At 69.8% G+C, this 14490-nt stretch carries 14 protein-coding genes; 9 read left to right on the top strand and 5 right to left on the bottom strand.

The genetic code is table 11. From position 1 onward, the window contains the following. Positions 1-38: 38 nt before the first annotated feature. Positions 39-2318, bottom strand: coding sequence for a transglycosylase domain-containing protein (locus ABZ810_RS07130; RefSeq protein WP_358400264.1), 2280 nt, complete (start codon positions 2316-2318; stop codon positions 39-41). A gap of 5 nt (positions 2319-2323) precedes the next feature. Continuing rightward, the gene (locus tag ABZ810_RS07125; RefSeq protein ID WP_358400262.1) at positions 2324-2461 is read right to left on the bottom strand and encodes a hypothetical protein; all 138 of its coding nucleotides are present in this window, start codon (positions 2459-2461) and stop codon (positions 2324-2326) included. A gap of 304 nt (positions 2462-2765) precedes the next feature. Here ABZ810_RS07125 and ABZ810_RS07120 point away from each other — a divergent pair, with 304 nt between their 5' ends. Further along, positions 2766-3089, top strand: coding sequence for a WhiB family transcriptional regulator (locus tag ABZ810_RS07120; protein ID WP_358400260.1), 324 nt, complete (start codon positions 2766-2768; stop codon positions 3087-3089). Between the two features lie 222 nt (positions 3090-3311). On the opposite strand, the gene ABZ810_RS07115 is transcribed toward ABZ810_RS07120, so the two are convergent. Together ABZ810_RS07115 and ABZ810_RS07110 are read right to left on the bottom strand one after the other, a co-directional pair. Next, positions 3312-4571, bottom strand: a complete 1260-nt coding sequence (locus tag ABZ810_RS07115) for an ArsA family ATPase (protein WP_358400258.1) — start codon at positions 4569-4571, stop codon at positions 3312-3314. 1 nt (position 4572) lies between these two features. Next, positions 4573-5568 (bottom strand): ArsA-related P-loop ATPase, encoded by a 996-nt coding sequence (locus ABZ810_RS07110; RefSeq protein WP_358400256.1) that lies wholly within the window; start codon positions 5566-5568, stop codon positions 4573-4575. A 216-nt stretch (positions 5569-5784) separates the two neighbouring features. Here ABZ810_RS07110 and ABZ810_RS07105 point away from each other — a divergent pair, with 216 nt between their 5' ends. The 5 genes from ABZ810_RS07105 to ABZ810_RS07085 all read left to right on the top strand — a co-directional run bounded on the left by ABZ810_RS07105 (position 5785) and on the right by ABZ810_RS07085 (position 9415). Continuing rightward, entirely contained in the window at positions 5785-6837 is a 1053-nt protein-coding gene (locus tag ABZ810_RS07105) for an SPFH domain-containing protein (RefSeq protein ID WP_358400254.1), read from the top strand. 71 nt (positions 6838-6908) lie between these two features. Continuing rightward, on the top strand, positions 6909-7067 hold the full coding sequence (locus ABZ810_RS07100; protein WP_157420262.1) for a DUF4177 domain-containing protein: 159 nt from the start codon (positions 6909-6911) through the stop codon (positions 7065-7067). A 2-nt stretch (positions 7068-7069) separates the two neighbouring features. Continuing rightward, positions 7070-7531 carry a RidA family protein gene (locus ABZ810_RS07095; RefSeq protein WP_358400251.1) on the top strand — a complete coding sequence of 154 codons (462 nt, stop codon included), beginning with the start codon at positions 7070-7072 and terminating at the stop codon, positions 7529-7531. Between the two features lie 95 nt (positions 7532-7626). Then, the gene (locus ABZ810_RS07090; protein ID WP_358400249.1) at positions 7627-8472 is read left to right on the top strand and encodes an NUDIX hydrolase; all 846 of its coding nucleotides are present in this window, start codon (positions 7627-7629) and stop codon (positions 8470-8472) included. A gap of 4 nt (positions 8473-8476) precedes the next feature. Next, on the top strand, positions 8477-9415 hold the full coding sequence (locus tag ABZ810_RS07085) for an MBL fold metallo-hydrolase (RefSeq protein ID WP_358400247.1): 939 nt from the start codon (positions 8477-8479) through the stop codon (positions 9413-9415). Between the two features lie 345 nt (positions 9416-9760). Here ABZ810_RS07085 and ABZ810_RS07080 read toward each other — a convergent pair whose 3' ends face one another. Further along, positions 9761-10447 (bottom strand): Crp/Fnr family transcriptional regulator, encoded by a 687-nt coding sequence (locus ABZ810_RS07080; protein WP_151559439.1) that lies wholly within the window; start codon positions 10445-10447, stop codon positions 9761-9763. A gap of 572 nt (positions 10448-11019) precedes the next feature. Here ABZ810_RS07080 and ABZ810_RS07075 point away from each other — a divergent pair. The 3 genes from ABZ810_RS07075 to nth all read left to right on the top strand — a co-directional run bounded on the left by ABZ810_RS07075 (position 11020) and on the right by nth (position 14460). After that, on the top strand, positions 11020-12339 hold the full coding sequence (locus ABZ810_RS07075; RefSeq protein ID WP_358400245.1) for a hypothetical protein: 1320 nt from the start codon (positions 11020-11022) through the stop codon (positions 12337-12339). Continuing rightward, positions 12336-13541 (top strand): hypothetical protein, encoded by a 1206-nt coding sequence (locus ABZ810_RS07070; RefSeq protein WP_358400243.1) that lies wholly within the window; start codon positions 12336-12338, stop codon positions 13539-13541. The genes ABZ810_RS07075 and ABZ810_RS07070 overlap by 4 nt, the downstream gene beginning before the upstream one ends. A gap of 178 nt (positions 13542-13719) precedes the next feature. Next, positions 13720-14460 (top strand): endonuclease III, encoded by a 741-nt coding sequence (gene nth / locus ABZ810_RS07065; RefSeq protein ID WP_358400241.1) that lies wholly within the window; start codon positions 13720-13722, stop codon positions 14458-14460. The last annotated feature ends 30 nt before the right edge of the window (positions 14461-14490 follow it).

Raw genomic sequence — 14490 nt, 5'->3', positions numbered from 1 at the left:
CGTACCCCGGGCGGGGTGCGGGAGCCTTCTCTATCCGTCTAGAAGGGCCAGGGCCAGCCGCCCTCGCCCGGCCGGTCGGTGGCGCCGCGTTTGCGGCCGTTGCTCATGAAGATCATGACGGTGGAGCCGGGGGCGACCTCGGTGCCGGCGCCCGGAGAGCTGCTGGCCACCTTGCCCTTGGGCAGGTCGGACGGGACGGGCTGCGAGGCGAGCTTGCCCTTCAGGTCGGCCGCGCCCAGCGCCGCCATGGCCGCGCCGACCGACATGCCGCGCACGTCCGGGACGCTGCTGGTGTCGCCGAAGTCCTCGAGCGAACGGGCGAAGCCGGGTGCCGGCTTGCCGCTCAGGGCGCCGCGCATGCTCTGCTGCCAGATCGACAGCGGCTGGTCGGCGCCGAAGACGTTCACCGGGTAGCGGACCGGGCCGCGCGGGTCCCAGTAGGCGACGGCCGAGGCCATGTTGGGGGTGTGGCCGGCGAAGAGCGCGCAGGTGTGGGCCTCACAGGTGCCGGTCTTGCCGGCGGCCGGACGGCCGATGCTCCCGCCGCGGGCCGTGCCCTTGGTGAGCACGCCCTGCATGATCTCGTTGACCTTGTCGGCGACCGGCTGGTCGACGGCCTGGCGGCACTCCTGCTTGGGCAGCTTGAGCTTCTTGCCCTCGCTGTCGACCGCCTCGGTGACCGAGACGGGCGCGCAGTACTTGCCGCGGCCCGCGATGCCGGCGTACGCGGCGGCCAGGTGCACCATGTCGACCTCGTTGGTGCCCAGGACCTGCGACGGCACCTGCAGGAGGGGACGGCCGTCGGCGCGCTTGATGCCGAACTTCTCCGCCATCTTGACCGACTCGCACAGGCCGACGCGCTTCTCGAGCTGGGCGTAGAACGTGTTGACCGAGTGCCAGGTGCCGGTCTTGAGGTTGTACGCACCCTTTTCGGCGGGGTCGGAGTTGCGCGGGCTGAAGACGCCGGTGCCGTTGCCCTTGCAGTCGGTCAGCCCGCTCACCGTGGTCTGGGCGCCGGCCGCGATCGAGGTGCTGACCGGGATGCCCTGGTCGAGCGCGGCGAGCAGCGTGAAGATCTTGAACGTGGAGCCGGCCGACACGCCGCCACCGCCGCCGTGGGCCGAGTCGGCGGCCAGGTTGATGGACGTGCGGCCCTTCTTCTCGCCGAACCGCTTGCTCAGCCCGATCGCGCGGACGTGCCCGGTGCCGGGCTCGACCATCGCCTCGGCGCCGACCCGGTTGCCGTTGGGCGACACGTAGTTGCGCAGGGCGCGGTCGACGGCGCGCTGCGCCTTCATGTCGAGCGTGGTGCGGATCGTGTAGCCGCCGCGGTTGAGCTTGTTCCTGACGTTCTCCTGCTGCTTGGGCTTGAGCGACATGTACTTGCCGTCCGAGAGGACGTTGAGCATGTCGTACATGACGTACTGGCAGAAGTACGGCGCGTCGCTGGTCTCGCAGCCACCGGCGGGGTCGGTCGGGTTGAGCTCGATCGGCTTGGCCGCGATCTCGTCGGCCTGGGTCTTCTTGATCTGCCCGAGCTGCACCATGCGGTAGAGGACGATGTCGCGGCGCTTGCGGGCGTCCCGCTTGTTGCGGATCGGGTCGAACGCGGCGGGGTTCTGCGTGATGCCGGCGAGCGTGGCGGCCTGCGCGAGGGTGAGCTCGGACGCGGGCTTGCTGAAGTAGCGCTGCGCGGCGGCCTCGATGCCGTACGCGCCGGCGCCGAAGTAGGCGACGTTGAGGTAGCCCTGGAGGATCTCGTCCTTGGTCATCTTCTGCTCGAGGTCGAGCGCGTAGCGCAGCTCGCGGAGCTTGCGGCCGACCGTGGGCGCCGTGACCTCTTTGTATTCGGCGTCGGTCTTGGCGTTGTCGACGAGGAGGTTCTTGACGTACTGCTGCGTCAGGGTCGAACCGCCCTGGGTCTGCTCGGACTCGACGTTCTTGGCGAGCGCCCGGATCGTGCCCTTCAGGTCGAGCGCGCCGTGCTGGTAGAAGCGCGAGTCCTCGATGGCGACGATGGCGGTCTTCATGATGGGTGCGACCTGGTCGAGCCGGATCGGTTCGCGGTATTTGTCGAAGAACGTGGCGAACTGCTTGCCGCTCGCGTCGTACACCTTGGTCTGCGCCGAAGGCTTGGACGTTCTGAGCGTGCTGTCCATGTTCTGGAAGTTGGTCGCCGCGTCACGCGCGGTCAGGCCCGCGCTGCCGACCCCGGGCAGCGCGATGAAGGCGACCAGGACTCCCGCGACGACGCCCGCTCCCAGCAGCCTGAACAGCGTGGAGAAGGCGTTGGCTCGTCCCTTATTCGCATCATGCACGGGACCTAGAGTACGCGGGACGACCAGTGCATACGGGTACAGGCCTCCCGCGCGCCGCCGTCCGGGCCGATCTCGGAGCCGCCCATGGCGATCTCGAAGCCGGCCATAGCGATGTCGTCGTCCGCCCGCGGGGAACTCCCCACCGGTCTAGCGTGGGGTCCGGTGGACCTCCCTCCGGCGGGCCGCGGCGGTGTTCCGCTGGTCGTTCGTGCCGGGTCTGGGGTGGTGTCGACCGCCACGGTGCACGACGCGTCAAGTAGAGGTAACTAGTCCGTTCCGGCGGTATGGCCCTGGTGGGCTATATCGAGAATGGGCCCATCGGGGGCTGTTGAATCGTCCCTCGCTTCCGTAAGTTCTTCCCCACGGCTTTCGTTTGGCGGCCTGACGTCCGCGCCCGTCTGGCCATGGAGCGCAAATCGACACAGACCCTAGGGGAGTGGGGCCAAGATGTGGATCACGGATTGGACCGCCCGCGCCGCCTGCCGTAACGCGGATCCAGACGCCCTGTTCGTACAGGGAGCGGCGCAGAATCGAGCCAAGCTCATCTGTCGCGGCTGCCCGGTGCGTACTGAGTGCCTCGCCGACGCTCTCGACAACCGGATCGAATTCGGTGTCTGGGGTGGGATGACTGAGCGTGAGCGGCGAGCGTTGCTGAGGCGGCGTCCGGACGTGGAATCGTGGCGCGAGCTGCTGGAGACCGCCAAGGAGGAGTACGAGCGTTCGGTCGACGTTGATGTAGACGTGGACGAGAGTGAGCTCGTCGCGAGTTGACCGGATGCCGGCGGGATCAGGACGGTCCGTTCCCCGAGATCGGATCAGACTGCTCCGGCAAGGTCCAATAAGACCGTCACAGGTCTGAAAAAGTAGTCATGCGGGCCCGTGCCTCAGCGAGGTGCGGGCCCGCACATCTATTTCCGGTCGAGCCTGAGGGTCGGTGTCAACCCAGCCGAAACCTGCTCAGACTCCGCCGACCAGCGAGGTCGCACCTCTGGCTCAGGCGGCGGGGCGGGTGGTGAGGTCGTCCCCGACGCGGCGCAGGCCTTCGAGGTCGTGCACGTCCTCCGCCTGGGCCGGAACGGCGGTCACCGGCACCGTCGGGTGCGTGGACGCGAAGTGCTCGCGCAGCCGCTCCTCGCGGGCGGCCAGCTGCATCCGGTCGGTGTGCAGGCGCAGCAGGGCGGCGGTGAGCTGGTGCTCGCCGCGTTCCTCCAGCGTCTCGGCCGCGGCCTGGCTGCGCGCGGCGGACAGGCTGTCGGCGGCCGACTCGTGGACGCGGTTGACGACCAGGCCCGCCAGCGGCATACGTTCCTCGGCGAGGCGTTCCACGAAGTAGGACGCCTCGCGCAGGGCGTCGGGCTCGGGCGCGGCGACGACCAGGAAGGCCGTGCCCGGGGTCTGGAGCAGCTTGAACGTCTTCTCCGCCCGCTCCCGGAAGCCGCCGAACATCGTGTCGAACGCCGCCACGAACGTCTGCACGTCACGCAGCAGCTGCACGCCCAGCACCTTGTTGATCACGCCGGTGAACATGCCGAACCCGGCGCTGATCACCTTGACGCCGAAACGCCCGCCGGTCTTGGCCGGAGCCGCGAGGATCTTCATGAAGCGGCCGTCGAGGAAGCGGCCCATGCGCTCCGGCGCGTCCAGGAAGTCCAGCGCGTTCCGCGACGGCGGGGTGTCGACGATGATCAGGTCCCAGGCGCCGGAACGGTGCAGCTGCCCGAGCTTCTCCATCGCCATGTACTCCTGCGTGCCCGACAGGGACGAGGAGAGCGACTGGTAGAACGGGTTGGCCAGGATGGTCTTGGCCCGGTCCGGGTCCGAGTGCGCCTCGACGATCTCGTCGAACGTGCGCTTCATGTCGAGCATCATGGCGTGCAGCTCGCCGTCGCCCTCGATCTCGATCTTGCGCGGGCTGTTGTCGAGCTCGGACAGCCCCATCGACTGGGCGAGCCGGCGCGCCGGGTCGACGGTCAGCACGACGACGTCGCGGCCGCGTTCGGCGGCGCGCACCCCCAGCGCCGCGGCGGTCGTGGTCTTGCCGACGCCACCGGAGCCGCAGCAGACGATGATCTTCGTGCGCGGGTCGTCGAGCAGCCCGTCGATGTCGAGCGCCGGCGGGGTCCTGCCCGCGGGCTTGCCGGACGCGTGGCCCTTGCCCGCACCCTTGCCCACGCTCTTGCCAGCGCTCTTGCCGGCGTTCGTGCCCGGGGTCGTGTCTGCGGGCCTGCCGGCGTTCTTGTCGGACGGGCTCATCTCAGGCGGCTCCCTGCTCGCGAAGTGCCTCCGCCAGGTCGTACAGCCCGGCCAGGTCCATGCCGTCGGTCAGCAGCGGCAGGACGTAGCGCGGCCGGTCGATGTCCTCGAGGCGTTCCTTCTCGCGCTTCTGCAGCGCGGTGCGCCGGGCGTGCTCGCCGGCTTCGCGGAGGAGGTCGGCGGCGACCACCTCCGCGTCGCGTTCCAGCCCGGCGGCCTTGAGCCCGCGAACGATCTCGTCCGCGTCCAGGGTGCCCTCGGCGGCGGCCCGCAGGTCGTCCTCGCCCAGCACCGGCGGGTGCTCCATGTTGATGATCACGCCGCCGATCGGGAGGCCGACCTCGGTGAGGTCGTGGATGCCGTCCATGGTCTCCTGGACCGGCATCTCCTCCAGCAACGTGACGAAGTGCACGGCGGTCTCGGGGCTCCGCACGACCTTCATGACGGTGTCGGCGTGGTTGCGGATGGGCCCGACCTTGGCCAGGCCCGACACCTCGTCGTTGACGTTCAGGAACTTGGTGATCCGGCCGGTGGGCGGCGCGTCCATCACCACCGCGTCGTAGATGAACGAGCCGTTCTTCTCCTTGCGGCGCACGGACTCGCTGGTCTTGCCCGTCAGGATCACGTCGCGCAGCCCGGGGGCGATCGTCGTCACGAAGTCGACCAGGCCCAGCTTGGACATCGCCTTGCCGGCGCGCTTGAGGTTGTAGAACATCTCGAGGTACTCGATGAGCGCCTCTTCGGTGTCGATGGCGAGCGCGTACACCTCGCCGCCCTCGGGGGCGACGGCGACCTTGCGCTCCTCGTACGGCAGCGGCGGGCAGTCGAAGAGCTGGGCGATGCCCTGCCTGCCCTCGACCTCGACCAGCAGCACCTTGCGGCCCTTGGCGGCCAGCGCCAGGGCCAGGGCGGCGGCCACGGTGGTCTTACCCGTACCGCCCTTACCAGTGACGACGTGGAGACGTACGCCGTCCCAATCGGTGTCTTTCGCGCTCACCCAATCGACCATATCGTTCGCTCGTCAAGGACTTCAGAGGGCGCCCGCTCTCATGCAAGTGATTCCTGACACGGTGCCGTCCGGATCTCGGAACCACCTGCCGGGCCGTTGTATTCGCCGGTGCCCACGGGGTTAGCGTGGAAACGTGAAACCGGTCTTCGAACCGGTACGTCCGAAGAATGAGCTTCGGATTCTCGCCGAGCGGAGGTGCTCGTCATGGCGGTGCTCCTGACCCTCCTGGTGATCCTCGGGGTCTTCGGCCTTCTCGCGGCCACGGCCGCCATCAAGGTCGTTCAACAGTACGAACACGGCATCGTGTTCCGGTTCGGTCAGGTCAGGCGGGGTGAGGAGCTGCGTCCCGGCGCGGTCCGGCCCCCCGGCCTGACGATGATCATTCCGATCGTGGAACGCATGCAGAAGGTCAACCGGCAGACGATCACGATGAACGTGCCGGCGCAGGAGGGCATCACGCAGGACAACGTGAGCGTCCGCGTCGACGCCGTGGTCTATTTCCGGGTGATCGATCCGGTCAAGGCGATAGTGAACGTCCAGAACTACGGTTACGCGGTCTCCCAGATCGGCCAGACCTCGCTGCGTTCGGTCATCGGCCAGACCGACATGCAGGAGCTCCTTGGCGAGCGCGAAAAGATCAACACCCGGCTGCGCGGCATCATGGACGAGATCACCGACGCGCCCTGGGGCATCCGGATCGAGCGCGTCGAGATCAAGGACGTGTCGCTCCCCGAGGGCATGAAGCGCTCCATGGCCCGCCAGGCCGAGGCCGAGCGGGAGCGCCGGGCCCGCATCATCACCGCCGACGGCGAGTTCCAGGCGTCCAAGCGCCTCGCCGCGGCCGCCGAGATCATGTCGCAGGACCCGGCCGCCCTCCAGCTGAGGCTCCTCCAGACCGTCGTCGAGGTCTCCGCGGAGAAGAACAGCACCCTGGTCATGCCCCTCCCGGTCGAGATCCTCCGCTTCTTCGACCGGGCGGCGGGATCGCCCGCCGCCGCTCCCGAGGGCGAGGAGAAGAAGCCCGGCCTGAGTGAACGGCTCGCCAAGGCCGAGCAGGAGCTGGCCAAGGCGGCCGAGCGGCCGCCGCCGGTCGAGAGCCCCGACGAGGTCCCGCCCGTGCTCGGCCTCGACCAGCCCAAGAAGGACACCCCGCAGGTCAGCGGCTCCACCGACGGCGAAGCCCCGGGCATCGAGGCCGCCCGTCCCGACCCCCTCGCCGAAGAGCCCACCCCCACCCGCCGCGACCCGAAGACCTGACCCCTGCCCGCGCCCGCGGTGGGGGCTGGTCAGGGCTTCGTGGGGTGGGGGCGATCGCTAGGCTGAGCGGCATGAAGAAGTGGGAGTACGCGACCGTTCCGCTGCTGGTGCACGCGACCAAGCAGATCCTCGACAACTGGGGCCAGGACGGGTGGGAGCTCGTCACCGTCCTGCCGGGCCCCAACCCGGAGAACCTGGTGGCCTACTTCAAGCGTGAAGTGGAGCAGTGACGGTGGCCACGCCTGAGGAGCGCCTCCAGGAGCTCGGCCTGGAGCTGCCCGAGGTCGTCGCGCCGCTCGCTTCCTACCAGCCGACCGCGCGTACGGGGTCGCTCGTCTACACCGCCGGGCAGCTCCCGATCGTGAAGGGCGAGCTGCCCGTCACCGGCAAGGTGGGGGCCGAGGTCACCGCGGAGCAGGCGTTCGAGCAGGCCCGGATCTGCGCGCTGAACGCGATCGCCGCGCTCAGGGCCGAGGTCGGCGACCTCACCGCGGTGAAGCGGATCGTCAAGGTCGTCGGCTTCGTCGCCAGCGCGCCCGACTTCCACGGCCAGCCGCAGGTGGTGAACGGGGCCAGCGACCTGCTGGGCGAGGTCTTCGGCGACGCGGGCAAGCACGCGCGCAGCGCCGTGGGCGTGAGCGTCCTGCCCCGCAACGCCGCCGTCGAGGTCGAACTGATCGCCGAGGTCGGCTGATCGCCGTCCCGTCCGGGTCTTGACGGAATGGCATTCGGTATGTCCGAATTGGCCGCCATGAGGGCCATGTGGAACGAGCGCTCGGTCGGGCGCCAGTGAACGGACTCAAGCTGCCGGCCGAGTTCCGGGAACAGATCCAGGGGATCCTGGACGGCACCGTTCAGCCGGTGCCGGCGCGCCACGCCGCCACGGTCGTCGTGCTCCGGGATCACGCCGAGCACGGCCTGCAGGCGTTCATGCTGCGGCGGGTCTCGTCGATGGCGTTCGCGCCCGGTGCGTACGTCTTCCCGGGCGGGTCGGTGGACCCGCGCGACGGGGACGACACGATCGGCTGGTCGGGGCCGTCTCCGGCCGAGTGGGGCACCGCGTTCACGGCGAACGAGACGCTGGCCCGCGAGCTCGTGTGCGCCGCCGTGCGCGAGACGTTCGAGGAGACGCTGGTCCTGCTGGCCGGGCCGACCGAGGGCTCGGTCGTGGGCGACACCCGCGGCGACGACTGGGAGGCCGACCGGCAGGCGCTTCTCGACCGTTCGTCGTCGTTGCGGGAGTTCCTCGACCGGCGCGGGCTCGTCCTCCGATCGGACCTGCTGCGCCCCTGGGCGCACTGGATCACCCCGGCGATCGAGCCCAAGCGGTACGACACGCGCTTCTTCGTGGCCGCGATGCCCGCCGGGCAGCGGGCCCGCGACGTGAGCACCGAGGCCGACCGGGTGGCGTGGGTGCGCCCGGCCGAGGCCGCCGAGAAGGCCCGCGCGGGCGAGTGGTTCATGCTGCCGCCGACCCTGGCGACGCTCGCCGAGCTGGCCGAGTACGAGACGGTCGCGGACGTGCTCGCCGCCGAGCGGAAGATCGTCGTGCACGAGCCCAAGGCGGAGATCGTCGACGGCGAGGCCTACCTCGTCCTGCCGCCGGAGGCGACACCGCACTACCCCGGAGGGTGACGGGATGTCGCGGCGCACGACCCCGCTCTGGCAGGCCGCCATGTGGCGGCTCAGCGGGACGTCGCTGCTGCGGCACCTCGACCGGCTCGGCTGGAATCCGGTCGATCACCCTGATCGGCGCTCGGGCAAGATGGGTGGAATGAGCGAGATCGACGGGATGGGTACCGAACGGGCGACCTGCGTACTGGCGCCGAACCCGTCCGCGATGACCCTTGACGGCACCAACACCTGGATCATCGGCGAACCCGGCGCCGAAGAGGTCGTGGTCGTCGACCCGGGCCCCAAGGACGGCAAGCACCTGCGCCGCGTCGCGGGCGTCGTCGCCGAGCAGGGCAGGCGGGTCGGCCTGGTCCTCCTCACCCACGGCCACCCCGACCACTCCGCCGGCGCCGCGAAGTTCGCCGAGCTCGCCGCGGGCCAGGGGCGCCGGCCGGTGGCCGTGCGGGCGATGGACCCCAAGCACCGCCTCGGCGACGAGGGCCTGGTCGAGGGCGACGTCGTCACCACCGGCGGCCTGGAGCTGCGGATCATGGAGACGCCCGGCCACTCCGACGACTCGCTGACGTTCTGGCTCCCGGCCGACGGCGCGGTGCTGACGGGCGACACGGTCCTCGGGTACGGGACGACCGTCGTGGAGGGGCGCCTCGGCGACTACCTGAGCTCGCTCGACCGGCTGCGGACGTTCTCGGAGGAGGCCGGGGCCGCGGTGATCCTGCCCGGCCACGGGCCCAGGCTCGACGACCCGATCGCCGCGCTCGACCACTACATCACCCACCGCCGCGAACGGCTCGCCCAGGTCGAGGCCGCCGTGGAGGCGGGCGCCCGTACGGCCCGCGAGGTCGTCGAGATCGTCTACGCGGACGTGGACAAGTCCCTGTGGCCGGCGGCCGAATGGTCCGTCCAGGCTCAGCTCGACTACCTCAAGGACCGCCGCGCCCCCTGACACCGGCGCCCCCAGCAGTGGCGCCTCCTGACAGCGGCCCCTCAACGGCGGGGCGCCCCGGCAGTAGCGCCTCCTAATCGCGGTGCTCCCTGGCAGTAGCGCCTGGCAGTGGCGCGCCTGGCCACAGTGGCGCCCCAGCCACAGCGGCGCCCCTGGCAGTGGCGGCTCGTGATGGTGGCGTTCTCTGGCGATGGGGCGTGGAACGACAGATGCGCCCGGCCCCTTGTCTGGGGCGGGCGCATCTGTCGGGTGGGATGTAGGCGTACGCGTCAGGGACACCGCGCCGCTGGAGACGGATGAACGTGCCGTCTGAAGCGGGACGCGGCGCCTGTGAGGCCGAGGAGGTTACTTGGAGCGCTTGCGGAGGCGGTCGATGTCGAGGATCACCACGGCGCGGGCCTCGATGCGCAGCCAGTTGCGCTGAGCGAAGTCGGCCAGGGCCTTGTTGACCGTCTCCCGCGAGGCGCCGACCAGCTGGGCCAGCTCCTCCTGGGTGAGGTCGTGGTGAACGTGCAGCCCGTTCTCCGACGGCTGCCCGAAACGCTCGGCCAGGTCCAGCAACGCCTTGGCCACACGGCCCGGCACGTCCGTGAAGACCAGGTCGGCCATGATGTCGTTGGTCTTGCGCAGCCGCTGGGCCAGGGCGCGCAGCAACTGGACGCCGACCTCCGGGTGCCCGGTCAGCCAGGGACGCAGGTCGTCGTGACCGAGTCCGGCCAGCCGGCACTCCGTCACGGCGATCGCGCTGGCCGTACGGGGCCGCGGGTCGAACAACGACAACTCGCCGAACATCTCACTCGGGCCGAGAACGCTGAGCAGGTTCTCGCGGCCGTCCGGCGCGGTCCTGGTCAGCTTGATCTTGCCCTCGAGGACGACGTACAGGCGGTCGCCCGTCTCGCCCTCGTTGAAGAGCGTCTGACCGCGGGCCAGTCGCACCTCGGTCACATTGGCGCGCAGCGCCTTGGCCCCCTGCTCGTCGAGGGCCTCGAAAAGCGGAGCTCTGCTCAGAACGTCCACGTCGCGGTCGGTCACGCTTCTCCTCCTCGAACACCTACATGCTTAGTGTGACGTACGTCCCACCGCGTACGTGAAGGTGGGGCCACGGCGCGCCGAAACCGAGGACGTGCTCCTGCCGTCGCCCTCGTGCTCCGAAACGGTGGACCCGCCTCGCTCCGGTGGCCGATCAGCCCGTACGGCACCGTATCCGGCCCTCTCTCCGGACCGGGAGGACCGCTCCTGGTGTCCGGTGTGAGCCGGGCCACACACGGTGCGTCCAGCCTGGTGATCGCCGAAGTCCTGCCTGACCAGTGTACGGATGATCGGGTGAACGCCGTCACACCGCATCCGTTCGACCGATAACGGACTGGCCGGAAGCGCGTTCGCAGGCCTGGCCGATCCGGCGCCCCGGGCGTTCTTCTCTTGCGGGCATGGCGACGGAGGTGGCCCCGCGTCCGAGGGGCTCCCTGCATCCGTTCAGATGATCAAACCGGGACAATTGTTAGCCGGTCGGGCGCCCTCGTACATTTCGTCGGCTGATCTTCGAACTTTCGCATCAACGGTGGAATCAGATGAGATCGACAACATCGTGATCTCCAGGAGCCCACGTGTCCGATTCCGAACCGCAGGATGGGACTGCCCGGTTCCGGGCCGACCGCAGGCTGCGACGCGGGGCCGTCGCCGCAGCGCTCGCGCTGGTCGTCGCGGTCACGGTCGGCGTGGTCCTCTCGCGGAGGTCCGGCCCCGGTGGGATCTCTGACGGGCCCCTGGTCGCGGCACGCGGGGGGCCGCATGCCGTTCCCGCCGGCCGGATCTTCACGAAGCCGCCTCGCAACTGCGGGGTGTCGGACGCGACTGCCGCCAGGCTCGCGCCGGGGGCCGACCGTGACGCCGAGAAGGGCAACGTGTTCAGGCAAGGCGGCCCGGGAAGCTGCATGTGGTACTCGCTGGACGACGGCAAGGAAGAGTGCGACTTCTGCACGGGTGACTTCCGCAACGAGCGCGTGTTGAACGTCGACATCAGCCTGGCGGAGGGCCGACAGCAGTCACCGATCAGCGAGGCGATGCGGTCGGTGAGCGTGACCAGGCCGGGCGCGGCGACGGGCTCTTTGCCGCCCAAGATCGTGGAGGGCCTCGGTGAGGAGGCCATCGCCCGCTACTCGGCGGAGACCGACACCGAGGGCGCGACCGTCAGCTTCCGGGAGGGTAATGCCGTCGTGACGGTTCGCTACAAGGGCTGGGACGCCGTCGGTGGCGATCGCAGGACGATCTCGGAGAAGACCGCGGTGGACGGCGTGCTCGCGGTGGCGGCCGAGACGGCCAGAAGCATGGGAGCCGCCGCGCGACCAGCGCTGAGCGCGGTGAAGCATCCGGTCACGCCGCCTTTGCGGCAGATTCCCAAACCGTGCGACGCGGTTCCCGATGGCACGGTCGACAAGGTCGCCCGTGGTGCTTACCGGCGGCGGGGAGGGGCAACCCTGTTCCCCGGGGCGTACCTCGGCGGGATGTCCGTCGACGGATGCACCTGGAACGCCCGCACCTCCCGATATTCGAACAAGGGCCAGGAACGCAAGCTCACCGTGTCGTTCGCGGTCGCGGAAGAACGACTGCCGGGCCTGGGGGTCTTCACCGCCACGCGCCAGTACCAGGGGATGCATCTGGATCTGCGCGACGGCAAAACGCCGGGGATCGACAAGCTCGAAGGGTTCAGGCCGCTGGCCGGGCCGGGCGATCGGGCCTTCGCGGTCACGAAGGTCGAGAAGAGTTCCTCGTCGAACGACGTCGGTGTGGTGCTCTTCCAGAAACGCAACGTGCTGGTCGAAGTGGCCTACTCAGGGGACGACGAGGACACCGAGCTGAGCGGGAGCCGGTTGATCGACAGCGCCTACACGGTCGCCGTCGCCGTGGAGAGGTCGTTGCGATCATGAGGGGGAACTCGCAGGGGCCGCGTCCGGGCCAGGAGCGTCCGGGCGTCGAGGAGACGGTGACCGTGGGCGTCGCGCTCGCCGTGGTGTTCGTGGTGAGCATCATCCTGGCCTGGGTGATCCCGGCGCGCGGGAGCTTCGAATGGATGCCCGACGCGCCGGCGGCGCCCGATCGCGTCCCGTCAGGGCCGATCGTCCGGACGTTGCCGAAGGGATGTGGGATCTCGGCCGCCACCGTGGGCCGCCTGGTGACCGAGCCGCGCATGTCCAAGGACGGTGGCCAAGGGGAATGCGTGTGGTCCTCGCGCAGCGATGAGGGGTCGCGCCGGTTCCTGTCCATCGGCCTCAGCCTGTCGCCCGGAGCCACCACACTCCAGTACGCGGGGATGACGCGCGCCGGGCGATCGGCGGTCGGCGAGGCCATGCGGTCGTTCGGGGCAAAGTGGTCCGGCATGACCGACAGGCGGGTGACCGGTCTGGGTGACGAGGCACTCGTGCAGTCGTCGCCCTCGAACGGCGTCACGGTCGTGGCCCGTACGGGCAACACGAAGGTCATCGTCCAGTACCGGGGCATCCGGCTGCCGCTTCCGGAACAGACCGCGCTGGACGGCGCCCTGGCCGCCGCGGCGGAGGTCGTGACCGGGCTGGGCGCCGGCACACCCGCTCGCCCGGTCATCGCACCCGCCCCACGTTCGACACCGGCCCGTACGGTCCCCGACCTTTGCACCGCGGTCTCCGACCGGACCCTGCGCCGCCTGCTCAAGGGCCCTATCGACACCGACGAATCCCGGTCGACCACCATGGGCCTCGTTGTCGAGGGAGCTCGGTATCGCGGCTGCTCCTGGACCTCGATGGACTCTGAGCTCAAAGTCATCACGGCGGTCGTGCCCGGCGGCGGGCCGTTCGACGGCACCTGGCTGGCCACCCGCGAGTACGTGATCCGGCACGGCGACGCCCGTGCCGAGGAGCCGCTCAGCGTTCGCGACCGAAAGTACTTCCGCCCCGTCGCGGGGCTCGGCGACCAGGCGTACACCGCGCACGTCCCGGGAGTCATTCCCGCCGTGGTCCTCTTCCGGGACGGAAACGTGCTCGTCCAGGTGACCTACGAGGAGGCCGACGAACGCCACCCGATCGACGGAAAGCACGCGATGCGCGGCGCGTACGCGGCGGCCAAGGAGGTGGCCCCGGTGCTCTCCGGACGCTGACGGCTCATCGACGCTGGAGCCGGAGACCCGCTGCTCCCCGCTTGCCCCGGCTTCACCCGGGAGGTCGACGCGGGCCTTCACAAGCGGTTGCGATGCCGTTGATCAGGGGCGGGTGCCGACCATGCTCGGGGCCTCAACCGTCCGCTGATCGTCTCTGGGAGGCTCTAATCTGGCGGGTATGGCGACGGTGGAGACTCCGCGGGCGCGGGCTCGCAGGTTTGCGAATGAGACGCGTCTGGGGCTGGTGCGGCGGGCGCGGAAGATGGACCGGATCCTGGCGGAGACGTATCCGGATGCGCACTGTGAGTTGGACTTCACGGATCCGTTCGAGTTGCTGATCGCCACGGTGCTGTCGGCGCAGACGACGGACGTGCGGGTGAATCAGACCACACCGGCGTTGTTCGCCAAGTACCCGACCCCGGAGGATCTGGCCGCGGCCAACCCGGAGGACGTGGAGCAGATGCTCAAGCCGCTCGGTTTCTTCCGGGCCAAGACCAAGTCTGTGATGGGGCTGTCGGTGGCGTTGCGGGACACCTTCGGTGGTGTGGTGCCCCGGACGCTGGATGAGATGGTCACGCTGCCGGGCGTCGGGCGGAAGACGGCCAACGTGGTGCTCGGCAACGCCTTCGACGTTCCCGGGATCACGGTCGACACGCACTTCGGGCGGCTGGTGCGCCGGTTCGGCTGGACGACCGAGACCGATCCGGTCAAGGTCGAGTACCAGATCGGCGAGCTGATCCCGCGCAAGGACTGGACGATCATGTCGCACCGGCTGATCTGGCACGGCCGCCGCATGTGCCACGCGCGCCGTCCGGCCTGCGGCGTCTGCCCGCTGGCCAGGCTGTGCCCGTCGTACGGCGAGGGTCCCATCGAGGCCGAGGAGGCCCGCAAGCTCGTCAAGACCGGCCCGCCCAACTGATCATCGACCCGACCCCGCTCGGGGTCGTGA

It is taken from the genome of Spirillospora sp. NPDC047279 (assembly GCF_040643285.1).
GTDB lineage: Bacteria > Actinomycetota > Actinomycetes > Streptosporangiales > Streptosporangiaceae > Spirillospora.
This window is presented reverse-complemented; position numbering and strand designations above follow the sequence as displayed.

Coding starts and splice junctions, on each gene's coding strand:
- ABZ810_RS07120 (WP_358400260.1), top strand. CDS start 2,766: ATGTGGATCACGGATTGGACCGCCCGCGCCGCCTGCCGTAACGCGGAT.
- ABZ810_RS07115 (WP_358400258.1), bottom strand. CDS start 4,571: ATGAGCCCGTCCGACAAGAACGCCGGCAGGCCCGCAGACACGACCCCG.
- ABZ810_RS07105 (WP_358400254.1), top strand. CDS start 5,785: ATGGCGGTGCTCCTGACCCTCCTGGTGATCCTCGGGGTCTTCGGCCTT.
- ABZ810_RS07100 (WP_157420262.1), top strand. CDS start 6,909: ATGAAGAAGTGGGAGTACGCGACCGTTCCGCTGCTGGTGCACGCGACC.
- ABZ810_RS07085 (WP_358400247.1), top strand. CDS start 8,477: ATGTCGCGGCGCACGACCCCGCTCTGGCAGGCCGCCATGTGGCGGCTC.
- ABZ810_RS07070 (WP_358400243.1), top strand. CDS start 12,336: ATGAGGGGGAACTCGCAGGGGCCGCGTCCGGGCCAGGAGCGTCCGGGC.
- nth (WP_358400241.1), top strand. CDS start 13,720: ATGGCGACGGTGGAGACTCCGCGGGCGCGGGCTCGCAGGTTTGCGAAT.